Below are 14890 nucleotides of genomic sequence, written 5' to 3' on the forward strand. Positions count from 1 at the left end.
TGACTGTTCTGTTGATGCTGTTTCCTCGTTTTCGTTTGAGCACCTGGTTGCGACCGGTGGTCTTGCTGGCCTTGTGGTCGGCTCTTTTGATGGCGACGCCCGCGCGGGCCGTCGATCCCTTTACCATCCGCGACATTCAGGTGGAAGGTTTGCAGCGCGTCGAACCCGGCACCGTGTTCGCGTCGATGCCGCTGCGGATTGGGGACCGTTACGACGATGACAAAGGGGGGGCTTCGATCCGCGCGCTGTTTGCCCTGGGCCTGTTCACCGATGTGCGCCTCGAAGTGAAGGGCGAGGTTCTGGTGGTCGTGGTGGAGGAGCGCCCCACCGTGGCCAGCCTGGACTTCAACGGTGTGCGTGAGTTTGACCCGGCGGTGCTGACGCAGGCGCTCAAGGACATCGGACTCGCGGAGGGGCGGCCTTTCGACAAAGCCCTGCTGGATCGCGCCGAGCAGGAGCTCAAGCGCCAGTACATCAACCGCAGTCTTTATGCGGCCGAGGTGGTCAGCACAGTCACGCCCACGGAACGCAATCGGGTGGCCTTGAGCTTCACCGTGAGCGAGGGTGAACCGGCCCAGATCAGCGAGATTCGGATCGTCGGCAACAAGGTGTACCCGGAATCGACCTTGCGCAACCTCTTCGATCTGGACACCGGTAACTGGATGAGCTGGTACACCAAGTCCAATCGCTATTCGCGCGCCAAGCTGAACGCGGACTTGGAAACCTTGCGCTCGTATTACCTCGCACGCGGCTATCTGGAGTTTCGTGTCGATTCGACCCAGGTGGCCATGGCGCCGAACAAGCAGGAAATGACCATCACCATCAACGTGATCGAAGGCGAGCGCTTCATCGTGTCGGCGGTGCGTCTGGCGGGCAACTACCTGGGGCGCGAGGACGAGTTCAAGACCTTGGTGACCATACGCCCCGGGGAGGCTTACAACGCCGATCAGGTTGCGGAGACCGTTCAGGCCTTTACCGAGCACTTCGGGCGATTCGGTTATGCCTTCGCGCGTGTGAACTCCCAACCCGAGATCGATCGCGCCACCAACCGCGTGGCTTTGGTGCTGAACGCGGAACCGGCGCGGCGTGCTTATGTGCGACGCGTCAACATCGCGGGCAACACACGCACGCGAGACGAGGTGATACGGCGTGAGCTGCGGCAGTATGAATCCGCCTGGTATGACGGCGACAAGATACGCATGTCCCGCAATCGGGTGGACCGCCTTGGGTATTTTGAGCAGGTGGGCATCGAAACCACGGAGGTGCCGGGAACCGCCGATCAGGTGGACCTGAACTTGACCGTCAAGGAGCGTCCCACGGGAAGCCTGACGCTGGGAGCCGGTTACTCCAGCAATGAAGGCTTGGGTCTGCAGTTCGGGATCAATCAAAGCAATGCGTTTGGCAGCGGCAACTCGCTGGGTATCCAGCTGGACACCAGCGATTACAACCGCACCGTGGTCTTCAACACCACCAATCCCTATTTCACCCAGGACGGGGTTTCACGTTCCTTCGATTTGTACGACCGGGTTTCCCGTCCTTACACGGACATCGATGCCTATTCCCTCGAGTCCCAGGGCGGCAGTCTGCGTTTTGGCCTGCCCTTGAGTGAACGTGACACGATTTACGTTGGGGGTGGCATCGAGCGCACCACCATCGTGGAGGGCGACTATCTGCCTACGGCCTATGAACGGCACATCGACGATTTTGGTCGCACCAGCACGGCCTATCCGCTCACACTGGGCTGGGGCCGCGACAACCGCGACAGTGCCCTGGTGCCTACCGAGGGCAACTACCTGCGCGCTTCCTTGGAGTGGAGCCCCAGTTTCCTGGGTGGGGAAGTGCAGTATCTGCGCAGCACCTACCAATACCAGCACTACTTTCCGCTGACCAAGCAATACACCTTCGCGCTCAACAGTGACCTGGGCTGGGGCTTTTCGTTGGGTGATCGTCCATATCCGGTGTTCAAGAACTATTACGGGGGCGGTTTGGGCTCGGTGCGAGGTTTCGAGCCCGGCAGCCTGGGACCGAGGGATGAGGATACGGACCGCAGCTATGGTGGAGCGAAGAAGTTCAACCTGAACTTCGAATTACAGGCGCCTTTCCCGGGGGCGGGCAATGATCGTACGCTGCGTGTTTATGCCTTCTATGACATGGGCAATGTCTACGGTCCGAACGAAAGCATTGATCCGCAGGACTGGCGTTCCGGGGTGGGTTTGGGCCTGAGCTGGATTTCGCCCATGGGGCCCTTGCGCCTGGCGTATGCTTGGCCGGTGCGCAAGTTCGATGGCGATAGAATCCAACATCTCCAATTCCAGATCGGGACCTCATTCTGATGAAGCTGCGCCTATCCTTTGTCGCCTATTTCTTGGTCGTCAGCGCGGGCCTGATGGGGCTTGTCAGCGCGCCGGCCTCTGCCCAACAGTTTCGCCTGGGCTACGTGAATCTGGACCGCATCATCAAGGAAGCCGCGCCGGCCAAGAATGCGCAAGCACGCCTTGAGCAGGAATTCTCCAAGCGCGAGAAGGAACTGCAGGCGCAGGGCGGTGCACTCAAGGCGCGTGCCGACCAGTTCGAGCGTGAAGCGCCCACCTTGTCTGACAGCCAGCGCCTGACCCGTCAGAGGGAACTGGCTGACATGGACCGTGACTTCCAGCGCAACCGTCGCGAGTTCCAGGAAGACCTGAGTCGCCGCCGCAATGAAGAGTTGCAGCAGGTGTTCGAGCGGGCCAATCGCGTCGTCAAGCAGGTCGCCGACACAGAGAAGTACGACCTCATCCTGCAGGAGGCGGTGTATGTCAATCCCAAGCATGACATCACCGACAAGGTCATCCAGGCCTTGAACGCCAGCAGCAAATAAGACCTGCCACGCGCACAGCGTCACGCATGGGGCATGTTGTCTTACGTTTGGCAGACATCGTCGAACAACTCGGGGGCGAGTTGCACGGCGATGGCGAACTGCGGATCGAGGGGCTCGCGCCGCTGGAATCGGCCGACGTCCATTCCCTGAGTTTCCTCAGCAGCGCCAAGTACCGTTCTCAACTCGCGACGACCCAGGCGGCGTGTGTCGTCGTCACGCCCACCATGCGCGATGAGGCCTTGGCGCGATCACTTCCAGGGCGCTCCGGTGGGGCTGCTTGCATTATCACGCCCGACCCGTATCACTATTTTGCCCGCCTGACTCAGCTCTGGCAGCGTGCGCGCAGGGCCAACATGCCGGCTGGCGCGCGCATCCATCCAAGCGCGGTGGTGGATGCCGAAGCCGATGTCGACCCCACTGCCGTGATTGGGCCGTTGTGCGTGGTCGAGCGCGGCGCGAAGATCGGCGCGCACACATGGTTGAAGTCCCGCGTGACCGTGGGTGAAGACTGCGTGATCGGCGCGCGCTGCATTCTGCACTCAGGCGTGGTCATCGGGGCCGATGGTTTCGGCTTCGCGCCGGTTCGAGCCGAGGATGGTACGCGCTGGGAAAAAATCGAACAGCTTGGCGCCGTGCGTATCGGCGACGATGTGGAGATCGGCGCGAATACCTGTATCGACCGGGGCGCGCTTGCGGACACCGTGATCGAGGACGGCGTCAAGCTCGACAACCTGATCCAGATCGCGCACAACGTGCGCGTGGGTCGCAACACGGCCATGGCGGCTTGCGTGGGCGTTGCGGGCAGCGCCATCATCGGCGCGAACTGCACCATCGGTGGTGGCTCGGGCGTGGCCGGGCACTTGACCCTGGCCGACAACGTGCATGTGTCCGCCTTTTCGCTGGTCTCCCGAGCTCTGCACAAGCCAGGACATTACACGGGGGCCTTTCCCCTGGATGATCACGCTTCCTGGGAAAAGAACGCCGCCGCCCTCAGGCAGCTCTCGACTCTGCGCACCCGTCTGCGTGCGCTGGAAAAGACGCGTGGCCCCGAAGCGAACGATGAGAATTAAAGGAACTCCGAGAGGAAAACAAGAATGAGCGAATCCACCACCGATCTGACCCGACTGGACATTCACCAGATTCTCAAACTGTTGCCGCACCGCTACCCCATCCTCTTGGTGGACCGTGTGCTCGAGTTGGAGAAGGGCAAGCGCATCAAGGCCCTCAAGAACGTGACCATGAACGAAGAGTTTTTCAATGGGCACTTCCCAAGCCGGCCCGTGATGCCGGGCGTGCTGCAGATCGAGGCTTTGGCGCAGGCCGCGGCCTTGCTGTCCTTCGTCTCGAACAATGTCGAGCAGGACGGCAAGAGCATCTATTACTTCGCCGGCATTGACGGAGCGCGCTTCAAGCGACCGGTGGAGCCGGGTGACCAACTGGTTCTCGAGGTCGAGCTGGAGCGGGCCAAGGCCGGCATCTACAAATTCAAGGCCTGGGCGACCGTCGACGGCGAGCGCGCCGTCGAGGCCGAGATCATGTGCACCATGCGTCGCGTCGAGTGAGGCTGGACAGCACCATGAAGCGGGAGTACCGGGCAGCATGAGTCGCATCCATCCGACCGCCATCATCGATCCGAAAGCCGAGCTGGACACCACGGTCGAGGTCGGGCCCTATGCCGTGATCGGACCGAATGTGAAGATCGGCGCGGGGACCCAGGTTGGCCCGCATTGCGTGGTCGAGGGTCACACCACAATCGGGCGTGACAATCAATTCTTCCAGTTCGGCTCCATCGGCGCCGCGCCGCAGGACAAGAAATACGCAGGCGAACCGACCGAGCTGCGCATCGGCGACCGCAATGTGATTCGCGAGTTCTGCACCTTCAACACCGGCACCACGCAGGATGCGGGCGTCACGCAGATTGGCAATGACAACTGGATCATGGCCTATGTGCATGTCGCGCACGATTGCGTCATCGGCGACCACAGCACCATCGCCAACAACGCCACCTTCGCTGGGCATGTGCGGGTGGGTGACTGGGTGACGGTTGGCGGGCTCACGGGCGTGCTGCAGCGCATGCGCATCGGTGCCCACGCGATGGTCGGCTTTGCTAGCCACATCAACAAGGATGTGCCTCCTTTCATGGTGGTGGATGGCCACCCGCTGGAAGTGCGTGGCGTCAATCTCACGGGCCTGAAGCGGCGCGAGTTCTCGGACACGCGCGTGAGGGCCATCCGCGAGATGCACAAGCTGCTTTACCGCCAAGACCTGACCTTGGAACAGTCGCGCGCGGGCATCCAGGCCTTGGCCCAGATCTCATCCGAGGTGGCTGCCGACGTGGCCTTGATGGATGATTTTCTGGCCAGCAGCGCTGCGGGGATTGCGCGTTGAAGACCGTGGCGATGGTGGCTGGGGAGGCCTCCGGCGACCTGCTGGCAGGTTTGCTGCTCGACGGATTACAGGCCCGCTGGCCCCAAGTGCGCAAGCAGGGCTCCATGGTGGGTATCGGTGGACCGCAAATGCTGCGACGCGGTTTCGAGGCCTGGTGGCCGAGCGAGAAGCTGGCCGTCAGTGGTTATGTCGAGGTGTTGCGCCGCTACCGTGAATTGGTTGGCATCCGTGACCAGCTGCGGCAACGCCTGTTGCGGGAGCGGCCCGATGTCTTCATCGGTGTTGATGCGCCCGACTTCAACCTCGATCTCGAACGAAGCCTGCGTGAAGCTGGTATCAAGACCGCGCATTTTGTCTGTCCTTCCGTCTGGGCTTGGCGACCCGAGCGGGTGCACAAGATCAAGACCAGCGTGGACCATGTGCTGTGCATCTTCCCCTTCGAGGTCGAACTCCTCGCACAGCATGGCATTGCCGCGACCTATGTGGGGCATCCACTCGCCAACGTGATTCCCCGGGTGCCTGACCGCGCGGCGGCGCGCGCCGTGCTGGGTTTGCCTGACGATGCCCCTGTTGTCGCCGTGTTACCGGGCAGCCGGGCCAGCGAGGTCAAGCATCTGGCCGCTCGCTTCCTCCAGGCCGCTGCGCTGATGCACCAGGTGCGGCCCGATTTGCACATCGTCGTGCCCGCCGCGCCGGGTCGCCGGGCGGCGATCGAGCAGGTGGCTCGGCAAGTGTTTGGCGGGCGTGGGATAGAGAATTGCCACATCCTCGATGGAAAGTCCCACCAGGCCCTGGCCGCCTGCGACGTGACGTTGATTGCCAGCGGCACGGCCACGTTGGAAGCAGCCTTGTACAAGCGGCCCATGGTCATCGCCTACGCGGTCCATTGGCTCACGGCCTGGATCATGAGGGGCAAGAAGCTGCAGCCCTGGATCGGCCTGCCCAACATCCTCTGTCGCGATTTTGTTGTCCCCGAATTGCTGCAAGAAGAGGCGCAACCGGAACAACTGGCAGCCGCCACCCTGGCCTGGTTGGACGACCCGGCGCGTGTCGCGGCACTGCAAGCCCGCTTCGACGCCCTGCATGCCGAATTGCAGCGCGACACACCGACCCTGGCTGCCGATGCGATCGCCCAGATCCTCCCGGCTTGACCGCACGCAGGCCGCACAAGCTGCTCAGACCCGGCTGATGTGGGACACGCCTGGCCTGCTGGCCGGTGTGGACGAGGCCGGGCGAGGTCCGTTGGCCGGACCGGTGGTGGCCGCTGCTGTCATCCTGGACGAATTGAACCCGATCGAAGGACTGGCGGATTCCAAGAAGCTCACTTCCGCGCGGCGGGAACGGCTGTACGACGAGATCCGGGCCAAGGCTTTGTGCTGCGTCGTGGCCGAGGCCAGCGTGGAGGAGATCGATGCCATGAACATTCTGCAGGCGACATTGCTGGCGATGCGGCGTGCCGTCGAGGGCTTGCGCTTGAAACCGGCCAAGGTGCTGGTGGATGGCAATCAGCTGCCGCGCCTGTCCGTGCTGGCCGAGTCGGTGGTGAAAGGGGATGCCCTGGTGCCGGCGATCTCGGCTGCGTCGATCCTCGCCAAGGTGCACCGCGATCGCTGGTGTCTGGACTATGACCGTGAGTTCCCTCAGTACGGTTTTGCCGCGCACAAAGGGTATGGCACGGAGGTGCATCTGGCTGCCTTGCGCGCGCATGGGGCCTGCCCGCAGCATCGGCGCTCGTTCGCTCCGGTGGCGCAAGTGATGCACGCCGGGAGCGCATCGTGAGCCTGTCCCAGGCCCAGCACATCAGCTCGCGCGACAACCCCTTGCTCAAGGAGTTGCGCCGGCTGGCGCAGGACAACACGGCCTACCGCAAGTCCGGTCCGGCCGGGCGGGTCTGGGTCGAGGGCGACCACCTCACGCGCGCAGCCTTGCTGCGCGGCTGGCGGCCGGCGCTGGTCGTGCTGGCTGAATCGGCCTGGCCGCGTTGGGGTGGGGAGTTCGGCGATGCAAGCCGCACTGGCGCTGAGCGCACCGTGCTGCTGCCCGATGTCTTGTTTGCCGGCATCAGCGGTCTGGAATCGTTCGCGCCCGCACAGGGCCTGGGTCTGGTGCTGGACCTGCCCGCCGACTCGGCTGTCCAGCCCGGACTGTCCGGCGTCGTCCTGGACCGCGTGCAGGACGCCGGCAATGTCGGCTCAATCCTGCGCAGTGCCGCTGCCTTCGGCTGCGCTCAGGTGCTGGCCCTCAAAGGCACGGCAGCGCTGTGGAGCCCCAAGGTGCTGCGTGCAGGCATGGGAGCGCACTTTGGCCTGCATCTGGTCGAGGGCCTGGCGGAGGACGATCTGGCTGCTTTGCAGCTCCCCCTGCTTGTGACCAGTTCCCACCAGGGTGAGCTCCTGCATCGCGCCCGTTTGCCCTGGCCTTGCGCCTGGGTCTTGGGCCACGAAGGGCAAGGCGTGGGGGAGGCCTTGATGGCGCGCGCGGCGCTCAAGCTGCGGATCGCCCAACCGGGTGGCGAGGAGTCACTCAACGTGGCGGCCGCTGCGGCCATCTGCCTGCACGCCAGCGCCTTGTCTGGTCCTGAGCTGTCCTGAGCTGGGTCCGTTTTCACGAACCTGGCCTTTCTTCCCGTGCTGTGAAAAATGCATGTGCTGCGGCGCAGCATTTTTTCTTGATATGAGATATTGATTTTCTTATTGAGAAAATTGAGAGCTAAGTATTTGATTTAAAAGGAATAAAAAAACTCCTCTTCACCAAGATCGGGGCGGCAACGCGAGGAAGGGTGGGCCTACATTGAACGGGTCGCAAGTCTTATTCATGGCCTGCGCTTTCCCCTGTATCCACCATGACCCAAGGAGTTCACCATGCCCCAAACCCTGACCGAACAACTCAGCCGTGAGCAACAAGCTGCCGCCCTGGAGAAAGACTGGGTGAGTAACCCGCGCTGGAAAGGCATTGAGCGCGGTTACAGCGCCGCCGATGTCGTGCGCCTGCGCGGTTCCTTTCCCATTGAGCACACTGTCGCGCGCCGCACGGCGGAAAAGCTCTGGGATCTGCTGCACACCACGCCGTATGTGAACTGCCTCGGCGCATTGACGGGCGGGCAGGCCATGCAGCAGGTCAAGGCCGGTGTGAAGGCCATTTACCTCTCGGGCTGGCAGGTAGCGGCTGATAACAACACGTACGCGTCCATGTACCCCGACCAGTCCCTCTATCCGGTGGATTCCGTGCCCAAGGTGGTGGAGAGCATCAACAACACCTTCCGTCGCGCCGATGAGATCCAGCACGCCAAGGGCGTCAACCCCGGCGACAAGGACTACATCGACTACTTCGCGCCCATCGTGGCCGATGCAGAGGCCGGTTTCGGCGGTGTGCTCAACGCCTTTGAACTCATGAAGGCCATGATCCGCGCGGGCGCGGCAGGCGTGCACTGGGAAGATCAGCTCGCTTCCGTCAAGAAGTGCGGGCATATGGGCGGCAAGGTGCTGCTGCCCACGCGCGAGTCCTGCCAGAAACTGATTGCCGCACGCATGGCGGCGGATGTGATGGGCGTGCCGACGCTGGTGATCGCGCGCACGGACGCAGAAGCCGCCGATCTGTTGACCTCCGACTACGACGAGATCGACCAGCCCTTCCTGACTGGCGAACGCACCGCCGAAGGTTTCTTCAAGACCCGCAAGGGTCTGGACCAGGCCGTGGCCCGCGCCAACGCCTACGCTCGCTATGCTGACCTGGTGTGGTGCGAAACCGGCACACCCGACCTGAATTTCGCGAAGAAGTTCGCCGAAGCGGTGCACAAGGTCCATCCCGGCAAGATGCTGGCCTACAACTGCTCGCCTTCCTTCAACTGGAAGAAGAACCTGGACGACGCGACCATCGCCAAGTTCCAGCGCGAGCTCGGGGCCATGGGCTACAAGTACCAGTTCATTACCCTGGCTGGCATCCATAGCATGTGGTTCAACATGTTCGACCTGGCTCAGGACTATGTGCGGCGCGGCATGACGGCCTATGTGGACCGCGTGCAGGAGCCCGAGTTCGCGGCGCGCGAGCGCGGCTACACCTTTGTCTCGCACCAGCAGGAGGTGGGCACCGGCTACTTCGACGAGGTGACCACCGCCATCCAGGGTGGACGCTCCAGCGTGACGGCCCTGACCGGTTCCACCGAGGAAGAGCAGTTCCATTGATGCCTGGTTGACGCGCATGCGATCCGCGTTGGTGCGGATCGCATGAGAGCGAGGCTTCTTGCGGGTTCATGACCGAAGGCATGAACCCGCTCCGCTATAATGCGAGGCTGTTCAGAAATCAGCGCGCCCGCAGCGCATTTCCTTAGAACCTTCCCTCACCAAAAGCAGCAAAGACAGGCCAAGTTCCTGGCAATGCGTGGGCGCGCCCGTAACCAACGGAGTCCCCAGTGCTTTTGTCTCTTCAAGGCGCGCAACAACCGCAGCCTCCCGCCATCCTGGCGCTTGCAGACGGCACGGTCTTTCTCGGCAATTCCATTGGCGCCACGGGTGCCACTGCCGGTGAAGTGGTGTTCAACACCGCCCTCACCGGTTACCAGGAAATCCTCACTGATCCGAGCTACTGCCGCCAGATCGTCACGCTGACCTATCCGCACATCGGCAACTACGGCATCAATGCCGAAGACGTGGAATCCGAAAAAGTCCACGCCGCCGGCCTCATCATCAAGGACCTGCCCCTGCTGGCGTCCAACTTCCGCAGCACCGAGACGCTGTCGCAGTACCTCGTGCGCGAGAAGACCGTGGCGATCGCCAACATCGACACGCGCAAACTCACCCGTGTCTTGCGCGACAAGGGGGCTCAGAACGGTGCCATCGTCGCACTGAAGTCAGGCGAGTCCGTCACGCAGGCGCGCATTGACGATGCGATCGCACGTGCCAAGGCCGCGCCCAGCATGGCCGGGCAGGATCTTGCGCAGGTGGTGAGCGTGGCTCGGGCCTATGAATGGAAGCAGACCGAGTGGCAGTTGGACGGCGGGTATGGCGTGCTGGAACAACCTAGGTTCCACGTCGTCGCATACGACTTTGGTGTCAAGAAGAACATCCTGCGCATGCTCGCGTCGCGGGGCGTCAAGGTCACCGTGGTTCCCGCGCAGACGTCTGCGGCCGAGGTGTTGAAATACCAGCCCGATGGTGTGTTCCTCAGCAATGGCCCGGGGGACCCGGAGCCTTGTGACTACGCCATCGCGGCGACGAAGGAATTCCTCGCGCAAGGCCTGCCGACCTTCGGCATCTGCCTCGGTCATCAAATCCTGGGGCTGGCTCTGGGCGCCAAGACCTTCAAGATGAAGACCGGCCACCACGGCGCCAACCATCCGGTGAAGAACCTGGACACGGGTCGTGTGAGCATCACCAGCCAGAACCATGGTTTCGCCGTGGATCCCAAGACCTTGCCGGCCAGCAGCAGAGAGACTCATGTTTCGCTGTTCGACGGCACCTTGCAAGGCTTTGAATGCACGGACAAACCTGCTTTCGGTTTTCAGGGCCACCCCGAAGCCTCGCCCGGCCCGCATGACATTGCCTATCTCTTCGACCGCTTCGTCAAACTGATGGAAGCCCGCGCATGAGTTTCTACGGTGTCACCGATCTCTGGACCTATGTGCTGGGGGCCATCGGCATCATCTTGCTGCCCGGCCCCAATTCGCTGTTTGTGTTGTCGGTGGCGACGGCACGCGGCGTGCGCATCGGTTATCAGGCGGCCTGCGGCGTGTTCCTGGGCGACAGCATCCTGCTCTTGTTCACGGCGATGGGCGCGGCCAGCTTGCTGCGCACTTATCCAGCGTTGTTCATGGTCGTGAAGTACGTGGGCGCCGCCTACCTGGTCTGGGTGGGACTGAATCTGGCTTGGACGGCTTGGCGGAAATGGCGAGAGTCCGGTCGCGGCGTTTTGGTCCAAGTTGCACCGTCGCAAGGTTCCACCGAGACACCAGCCCATCTGCAACGGCCCTTCCAGCGTGCCCTGGTCATCAGCCTGCTCAATCCCAAGGCTATCCTCTTCCTGCTCTCGTTTTTCGTGCAGTTCATCGACCCCGGCTATGAAACGCCGGCGATCCCGTTCCTGATCCTCAGTGCCATCGTCATGGCGTGCAGCGCCGTTTACCTGTCAGTGCTCATCGTCGCGGGCGCGCGCCTGGCCGATGCCTTCCGAGCGCGCCATCGAGTTTCCGCCGGTCTCTCCGGCGCCGTGGGCGCCTTGTTCCTGTGGTTCGGCGCCAAGCTGGCCACGGCCAGCCTGAACTGAATTCCGAGTAAGCCATGCCCAAACGTACAGACATCCAAAGCATCCTCATCATCGGCGCCGGCCCCATCATCATCGGGCAGGCCTGTGAGTTCGATTACTCCGGCGTCCAGGCCTGCAAGGCCTTGCGCGAGGAAGGCTACAAGGTCATCCTGATCAACAGCAATCCCGCGACGATCATGACTGACCCGGCCACGGCCGACGTGACCTACATCGAGCCCATCACTTGGCAGACGGTCGAGAAGATCATCGCCAAGGAAAAGCCGGACGCCATCCTGCCCACCATGGGCGGCCAGACCGCGCTGAACTGCGCGCTGGACCTTTGGCGCCATGGTGTATTGCACAAACACAAGGTGGAACTGATCGGCGCGACGCCCGAGGCCATCGACAAGGCCGAGGACCGCCTGAAGTTCAAGGAGGCTATGACGCGCATCGGCCTCGGCTCGGCGCGCTCGGGCATTGCGCACAACCTGGAAGAAGCCTGGGCCGTGCAGAAGACCGTGGGGTTCCCGGTCGTCATCCGCCCGAGCTTCACGCTGGGTGGCACAGGCGGCGGCATCGCCTACAACCCGGAAGAATTCGAGACCATCTGCAAGCGCGGCTTGGAGGCCTCGCCGACGTCCGAGTTGCTGATCGAAGAGTCACTGGTGGGCTGGAAAGAGTACGAGATGGAAGTCGTGCGCGACAAGGCCGACAACTGCATCATCGTCTGCTCGATCGAGAACCTGGACCCGATGGGCGTGCACACGGGGGATTCCATCACCGTCGCGCCCGCGCAGACGCTGACCGACAAGGAATACCAGATCATGCGCAACGCCTCGCTGGCCGTGTTGCGTGAGATCGGCGTGGACACGGGGGGCTCTAACGTGCAGTTCTCGATCAACCCCAAGGATGGGCGCATGATCGTGATCGAGATGAACCCACGCGTGTCGCGTTCATCTGCCCTGGCATCGAAAGCCACGGGCTTTCCGATCGCCAAGGTCGCGGCCAAGCTGGCCGTGGGCTACACGCTGGATGAATTGAAGAACGAGATCACGGGCGGTGCCACGCCCGCGTCCTTCGAGCCCTCGATCGACTATGTGGTCACCAAGATCCCGCGTTTTGCCTTCGAGAAGTTTCCCACGGCCGATAGTCGCCTGACCACGCAGATGAAGTCGGTGGGTGAGGTGATGGCCATGGGCCGCACCTTCCAGGAATCCTTCCAGAAAGCCCTGCGTGGCCTGGAGGTCGGTGTGGATGGCATGAACGAGAAGACCAAGGACCGTGAGCTGCTCGAGAAAGAACTGGGTGAACCTGGTCCCGAGCGCATCTGGTACGTGGGGGACGCTTTCGCCGCTGGCTTCACGCTGGACGAGGTGCATGACCTCACCAAGATCGACAAGTGGTTCCTGGTGCAGATCGAGCAGATCGTGAAAATCGAGCTGGACATCGACAAGCTGGTCGAGGCCAAGGGCGCCAGCGCCTTGGCCGCGCTCGACGCGACCACCTTGCGCGATCTGAAGAAGAAAGGTTTCTCCGACCGCCGTCTCGCCAAGTTGCTCAAGACGAACGAACAAGCCGTGCGCGAGGCGCGCCGCAAGCTGAATGTCCGTCCGGTATACAAGCGCGTTGACACTTGCGCCGCCGAGTTCGCGAGCAAGACCGCTTACATGTACTCGACCTACGAGGACGAGTGCGAAGCGGAGCCGACGAACAACAAGAAAATCATGGTGCTGGGCGGCGGACCCAATCGCATCGGCCAGGGCATCGAGTTCGACTACTGCTGCGTGCATGCAGCGCTCGCGATGCGCGAAGATGGTTACGAGACCATCATGGTCAATTGCAACCCGGAGACGGTCTCGACCGACTATGACACCAGTGATCGCCTCTACTTCGAGCCGCTGACGCTGGAAGACGTGCTGGAGATCGTGGACAAGGAAAAGCCGCTGGGCGTGATCGTGCAGTACGGTGGTCAGACGCCGCTCAAGCTCGCGCTCGGCCTGGAGGCCAATGGCGTGCCCATCATCGGCACCAGCCCGGACATGATCGACGCCGCCGAGGACCGCGAGCGCTTCCAGAAGCTGTTGCACGAACTCAAGTTGTTGCAGCCGCCCAATGCCACCGCCCGCACCGAGGCCGAGGCGCTGGAAAAGGCCCAGGCCCTGGGCTATCCGCTGGTGGTGCGTCCCAGTTACGTGCTGGGTGGCCGTGCCATGGAAATCGTCCACGAACAGCGCGACCTGGAGCGCTACATGCGCGAAGCAGTCAAGGTCAGCAACGACTCGCCGGTGTTGCTGGACCGCTTCCTCAATGACGCCATCGAATGTGATGTGGACTGCGTGCGTGACAAGTCGGGGCGCACCTACATTGGGGGTGTCATGGAGCACATCGAGCAGGCTGGTGTGCACAGTGGCGACTCGGCTTGTTCCCTGCCGCCGTATTACCTGTCCAAGGCCACGGTCGACGAGCTCAAGCGTCAGACATCAGCGATGGCCAACGCCCTCCAGGTCGTCGGCCTGATGAACGTGCAGTTCGCGATCCAGCAGATCGAGGACAACGGGACAACCAAGGACGTGATCTACGTGCTGGAGGTCAATCCCCGCGCCAGCCGCACCGTGCCTTTCGTCAGCAAGGCCACGGGTGTGCAATTGGCCAAGGTGGCCGCGCGCTGCATGGCTGGCCAGACGCTGGACCAACAGGGCATCGGCGCCGAGGTCACCCCGCCATACTACAGCGTGAAGGAGGCCGTTTTCCCCTTCGTCAAGTTCCCGGGCGTGGACACGATCCTGGGACCGGAGATGAAGTCCACCGGCGAAGTCATGGGCGTGGGCAAGACCTTCGGCGAAGCCTTCGTCAAGAGCCAACTCGGCGCTGGCACCAAATTGCCCAAATCCGGGCCCGGCGCGGGCAAGGCCTTCATATCGGTCAAGGGCAGTGACAAGCCGCGAGCCGTCGATGTGGCGCGTGGCCTGATCGAACAAGGCTTCACGATCGTGGCCACCAAGGGCACGGCGGCCGCCATCCAGGCGGCTGGCCTGGCTTGCGAAGTCATCAACAAGGTGACCGAGGGCCGTCCGAACATCGTGGACATGATCAAGAACGAGGAAATCGCCCTGGTCATCAACACGGTGGAGGAACGGCGAAATGCCATCGCGGATTCACGCCATATCCGTACCTCGGCCCTGATGGGGCGCGTCACCACGTACACGACCATCGCGGGCGCGGAAGCCGCGGTCGAGGGTATGAAGTACATCGACAACCTCGATGTGTATTCGGTGCAGGAACTGCACGCGCAACTGGCCTGATCCGGGCGTCTTGGGCAGGGAGGGGTGGCTCTTCGCCCTTCCCGGATGAGCGAGGTCAAGCTTCCATCATCCCCCGCTGCCTGCTCCTCAGGGCTAGTCCGGGTGG

12 protein-coding genes are annotated in these 14890 nt (G+C 62.6%); all 12 read left to right on the forward strand.

Features of this window, described 5'->3' with window-relative positions:
• Window positions 1–14: 14 nt before the first annotated feature.
• The 12 genes from bamA (at window position 15) to carB (ending at window position 14784) form a co-directional block, all read left to right on the forward strand.
• The gene (gene bamA, locus AZ34_RS07805; RefSeq protein ID WP_051509615.1) at window positions 15–2333 is read left to right on the forward strand and encodes an outer membrane protein assembly factor BamA; all 2319 of its coding nucleotides are present in this window, start codon (window positions 15–17) and stop codon (window positions 2331–2333) included.
• Window positions 2333–2857, forward strand: a complete 525-nt coding sequence (locus tag AZ34_RS07810) for an OmpH family outer membrane protein (RefSeq protein ID WP_035606740.1) — start codon at window positions 2333–2335, stop codon at window positions 2855–2857. Before bamA ends, AZ34_RS07810 begins: the two co-directional genes overlap by 1 nt.
• 26 nt (window positions 2858–2883) lie before the next feature.
• On the forward strand, window positions 2884–3927 hold the full coding sequence (lpxD, locus tag AZ34_RS07815) for a UDP-3-O-(3-hydroxymyristoyl)glucosamine N-acyltransferase (RefSeq protein ID WP_035606743.1): 1044 nt from the start codon (window positions 2884–2886) through the stop codon (window positions 3925–3927).
• Between the two features lie 24 nt (window positions 3928–3951).
• Window positions 3952–4419 (forward strand): 3-hydroxyacyl-ACP dehydratase FabZ, encoded by a 468-nt coding sequence (fabZ, locus tag AZ34_RS07820; RefSeq protein ID WP_035606746.1) that lies wholly within the window; start codon window positions 3952–3954, stop codon window positions 4417–4419.
• A 37-nt stretch (window positions 4420–4456) separates the two neighbouring features.
• A complete protein-coding gene (lpxA, locus tag AZ34_RS07825) occupies window positions 4457–5245 on the forward strand; it encodes an acyl-ACP--UDP-N-acetylglucosamine O-acyltransferase (protein WP_035606749.1) in 789 nt (262 codons plus the stop codon).
• 11 nt (window positions 5246–5256) lie between these two features.
• On the forward strand, window positions 5257–6396 hold the full coding sequence (lpxB, locus tag AZ34_RS07830) for a lipid-A-disaccharide synthase (protein WP_035606752.1): 1140 nt from the start codon (window positions 5257–5259) through the stop codon (window positions 6394–6396).
• Window positions 6397–6433: 37 nt separating this feature from the next.
• Complete coding sequence (gene rnhB, locus AZ34_RS07835; protein WP_231495487.1) at window positions 6434–7024, forward strand: ribonuclease HII; 591 nt, start codon at window positions 6434–6436, stop codon at window positions 7022–7024.
• Entirely contained in the window at window positions 7021–7836 is an 816-nt protein-coding gene (locus tag AZ34_RS07840; RefSeq protein ID WP_035606758.1) for a TrmH family RNA methyltransferase, read from the forward strand. The genes rnhB and AZ34_RS07840 overlap by 4 nt, the downstream gene beginning before the upstream one ends.
• A 270-nt stretch (window positions 7837–8106) precedes the next feature.
• Window positions 8107–9426: an isocitrate lyase gene (gene aceA / locus AZ34_RS07845; RefSeq protein ID WP_035606761.1), complete on the forward strand. Its 1320-nt coding sequence runs from the start codon at window positions 8107–8109 to the stop codon at window positions 9424–9426.
• 227 nt (window positions 9427–9653) lie between these two features.
• The gene (gene carA, locus AZ34_RS07850; protein ID WP_035606763.1) at window positions 9654–10829 is read left to right on the forward strand and encodes a glutamine-hydrolyzing carbamoyl-phosphate synthase small subunit; all 1176 of its coding nucleotides are present in this window, start codon (window positions 9654–9656) and stop codon (window positions 10827–10829) included.
• Window positions 10826–11503 (forward strand): leucine efflux protein LeuE, encoded by a 678-nt coding sequence (gene leuE, locus AZ34_RS07855; RefSeq protein WP_035606766.1) that lies wholly within the window; start codon window positions 10826–10828, stop codon window positions 11501–11503. The genes carA and leuE overlap by 4 nt, the downstream gene beginning before the upstream one ends.
• A gap of 14 nt (window positions 11504–11517) precedes the next feature.
• Complete coding sequence (gene carB / locus AZ34_RS07860; RefSeq protein WP_035606769.1) at window positions 11518–14784, forward strand: carbamoyl-phosphate synthase large subunit; 3267 nt, start codon at window positions 11518–11520, stop codon at window positions 14782–14784.
• The last annotated feature ends 106 nt before the right edge of the window (window positions 14785–14890 follow it).

Source organism: Hylemonella gracilis str. Niagara R, from assembly GCF_000600295.1.
Classification (GTDB): Bacteria; Pseudomonadota; Gammaproteobacteria; order Burkholderiales; family Burkholderiaceae_C; genus Hylemonella; species Hylemonella gracilis_A.

What these genes read in the sequence shown, in the direction of transcription:
- bamA (WP_051509615.1), top strand. Translation starts at nt 15, where the DNA reads ATGCTGTTTCCTCGTTTTCGTTTGAGCACCTGGTTGCGACCGGTGGTC.
- AZ34_RS07810 (WP_035606740.1), top strand. Translation starts at nt 2,333, where the DNA reads ATGAAGCTGCGCCTATCCTTTGTCGCCTATTTCTTGGTCGTCAGCGCG.
- lpxD (WP_035606743.1), top strand. Translation starts at nt 2,884, where the DNA reads ATGGGGCATGTTGTCTTACGTTTGGCAGACATCGTCGAACAACTCGGG.
- fabZ (WP_035606746.1), top strand. Translation starts at nt 3,952, where the DNA reads ATGAGCGAATCCACCACCGATCTGACCCGACTGGACATTCACCAGATT.
- lpxA (WP_035606749.1), top strand. Translation starts at nt 4,457, where the DNA reads ATGAGTCGCATCCATCCGACCGCCATCATCGATCCGAAAGCCGAGCTG.
- lpxB (WP_035606752.1), top strand. Translation starts at nt 5,257, where the DNA reads ATGGTGGCTGGGGAGGCCTCCGGCGACCTGCTGGCAGGTTTGCTGCTC.
- rnhB (WP_231495487.1), top strand. Translation starts at nt 6,434, where the DNA reads ATGTGGGACACGCCTGGCCTGCTGGCCGGTGTGGACGAGGCCGGGCGA.
- aceA (WP_035606761.1), top strand. Translation starts at nt 8,107, where the DNA reads ATGCCCCAAACCCTGACCGAACAACTCAGCCGTGAGCAACAAGCTGCC.
- leuE (WP_035606766.1), top strand. Translation starts at nt 10,826, where the DNA reads ATGAGTTTCTACGGTGTCACCGATCTCTGGACCTATGTGCTGGGGGCC.
- carB (WP_035606769.1), top strand. Translation starts at nt 11,518, where the DNA reads ATGCCCAAACGTACAGACATCCAAAGCATCCTCATCATCGGCGCCGGC.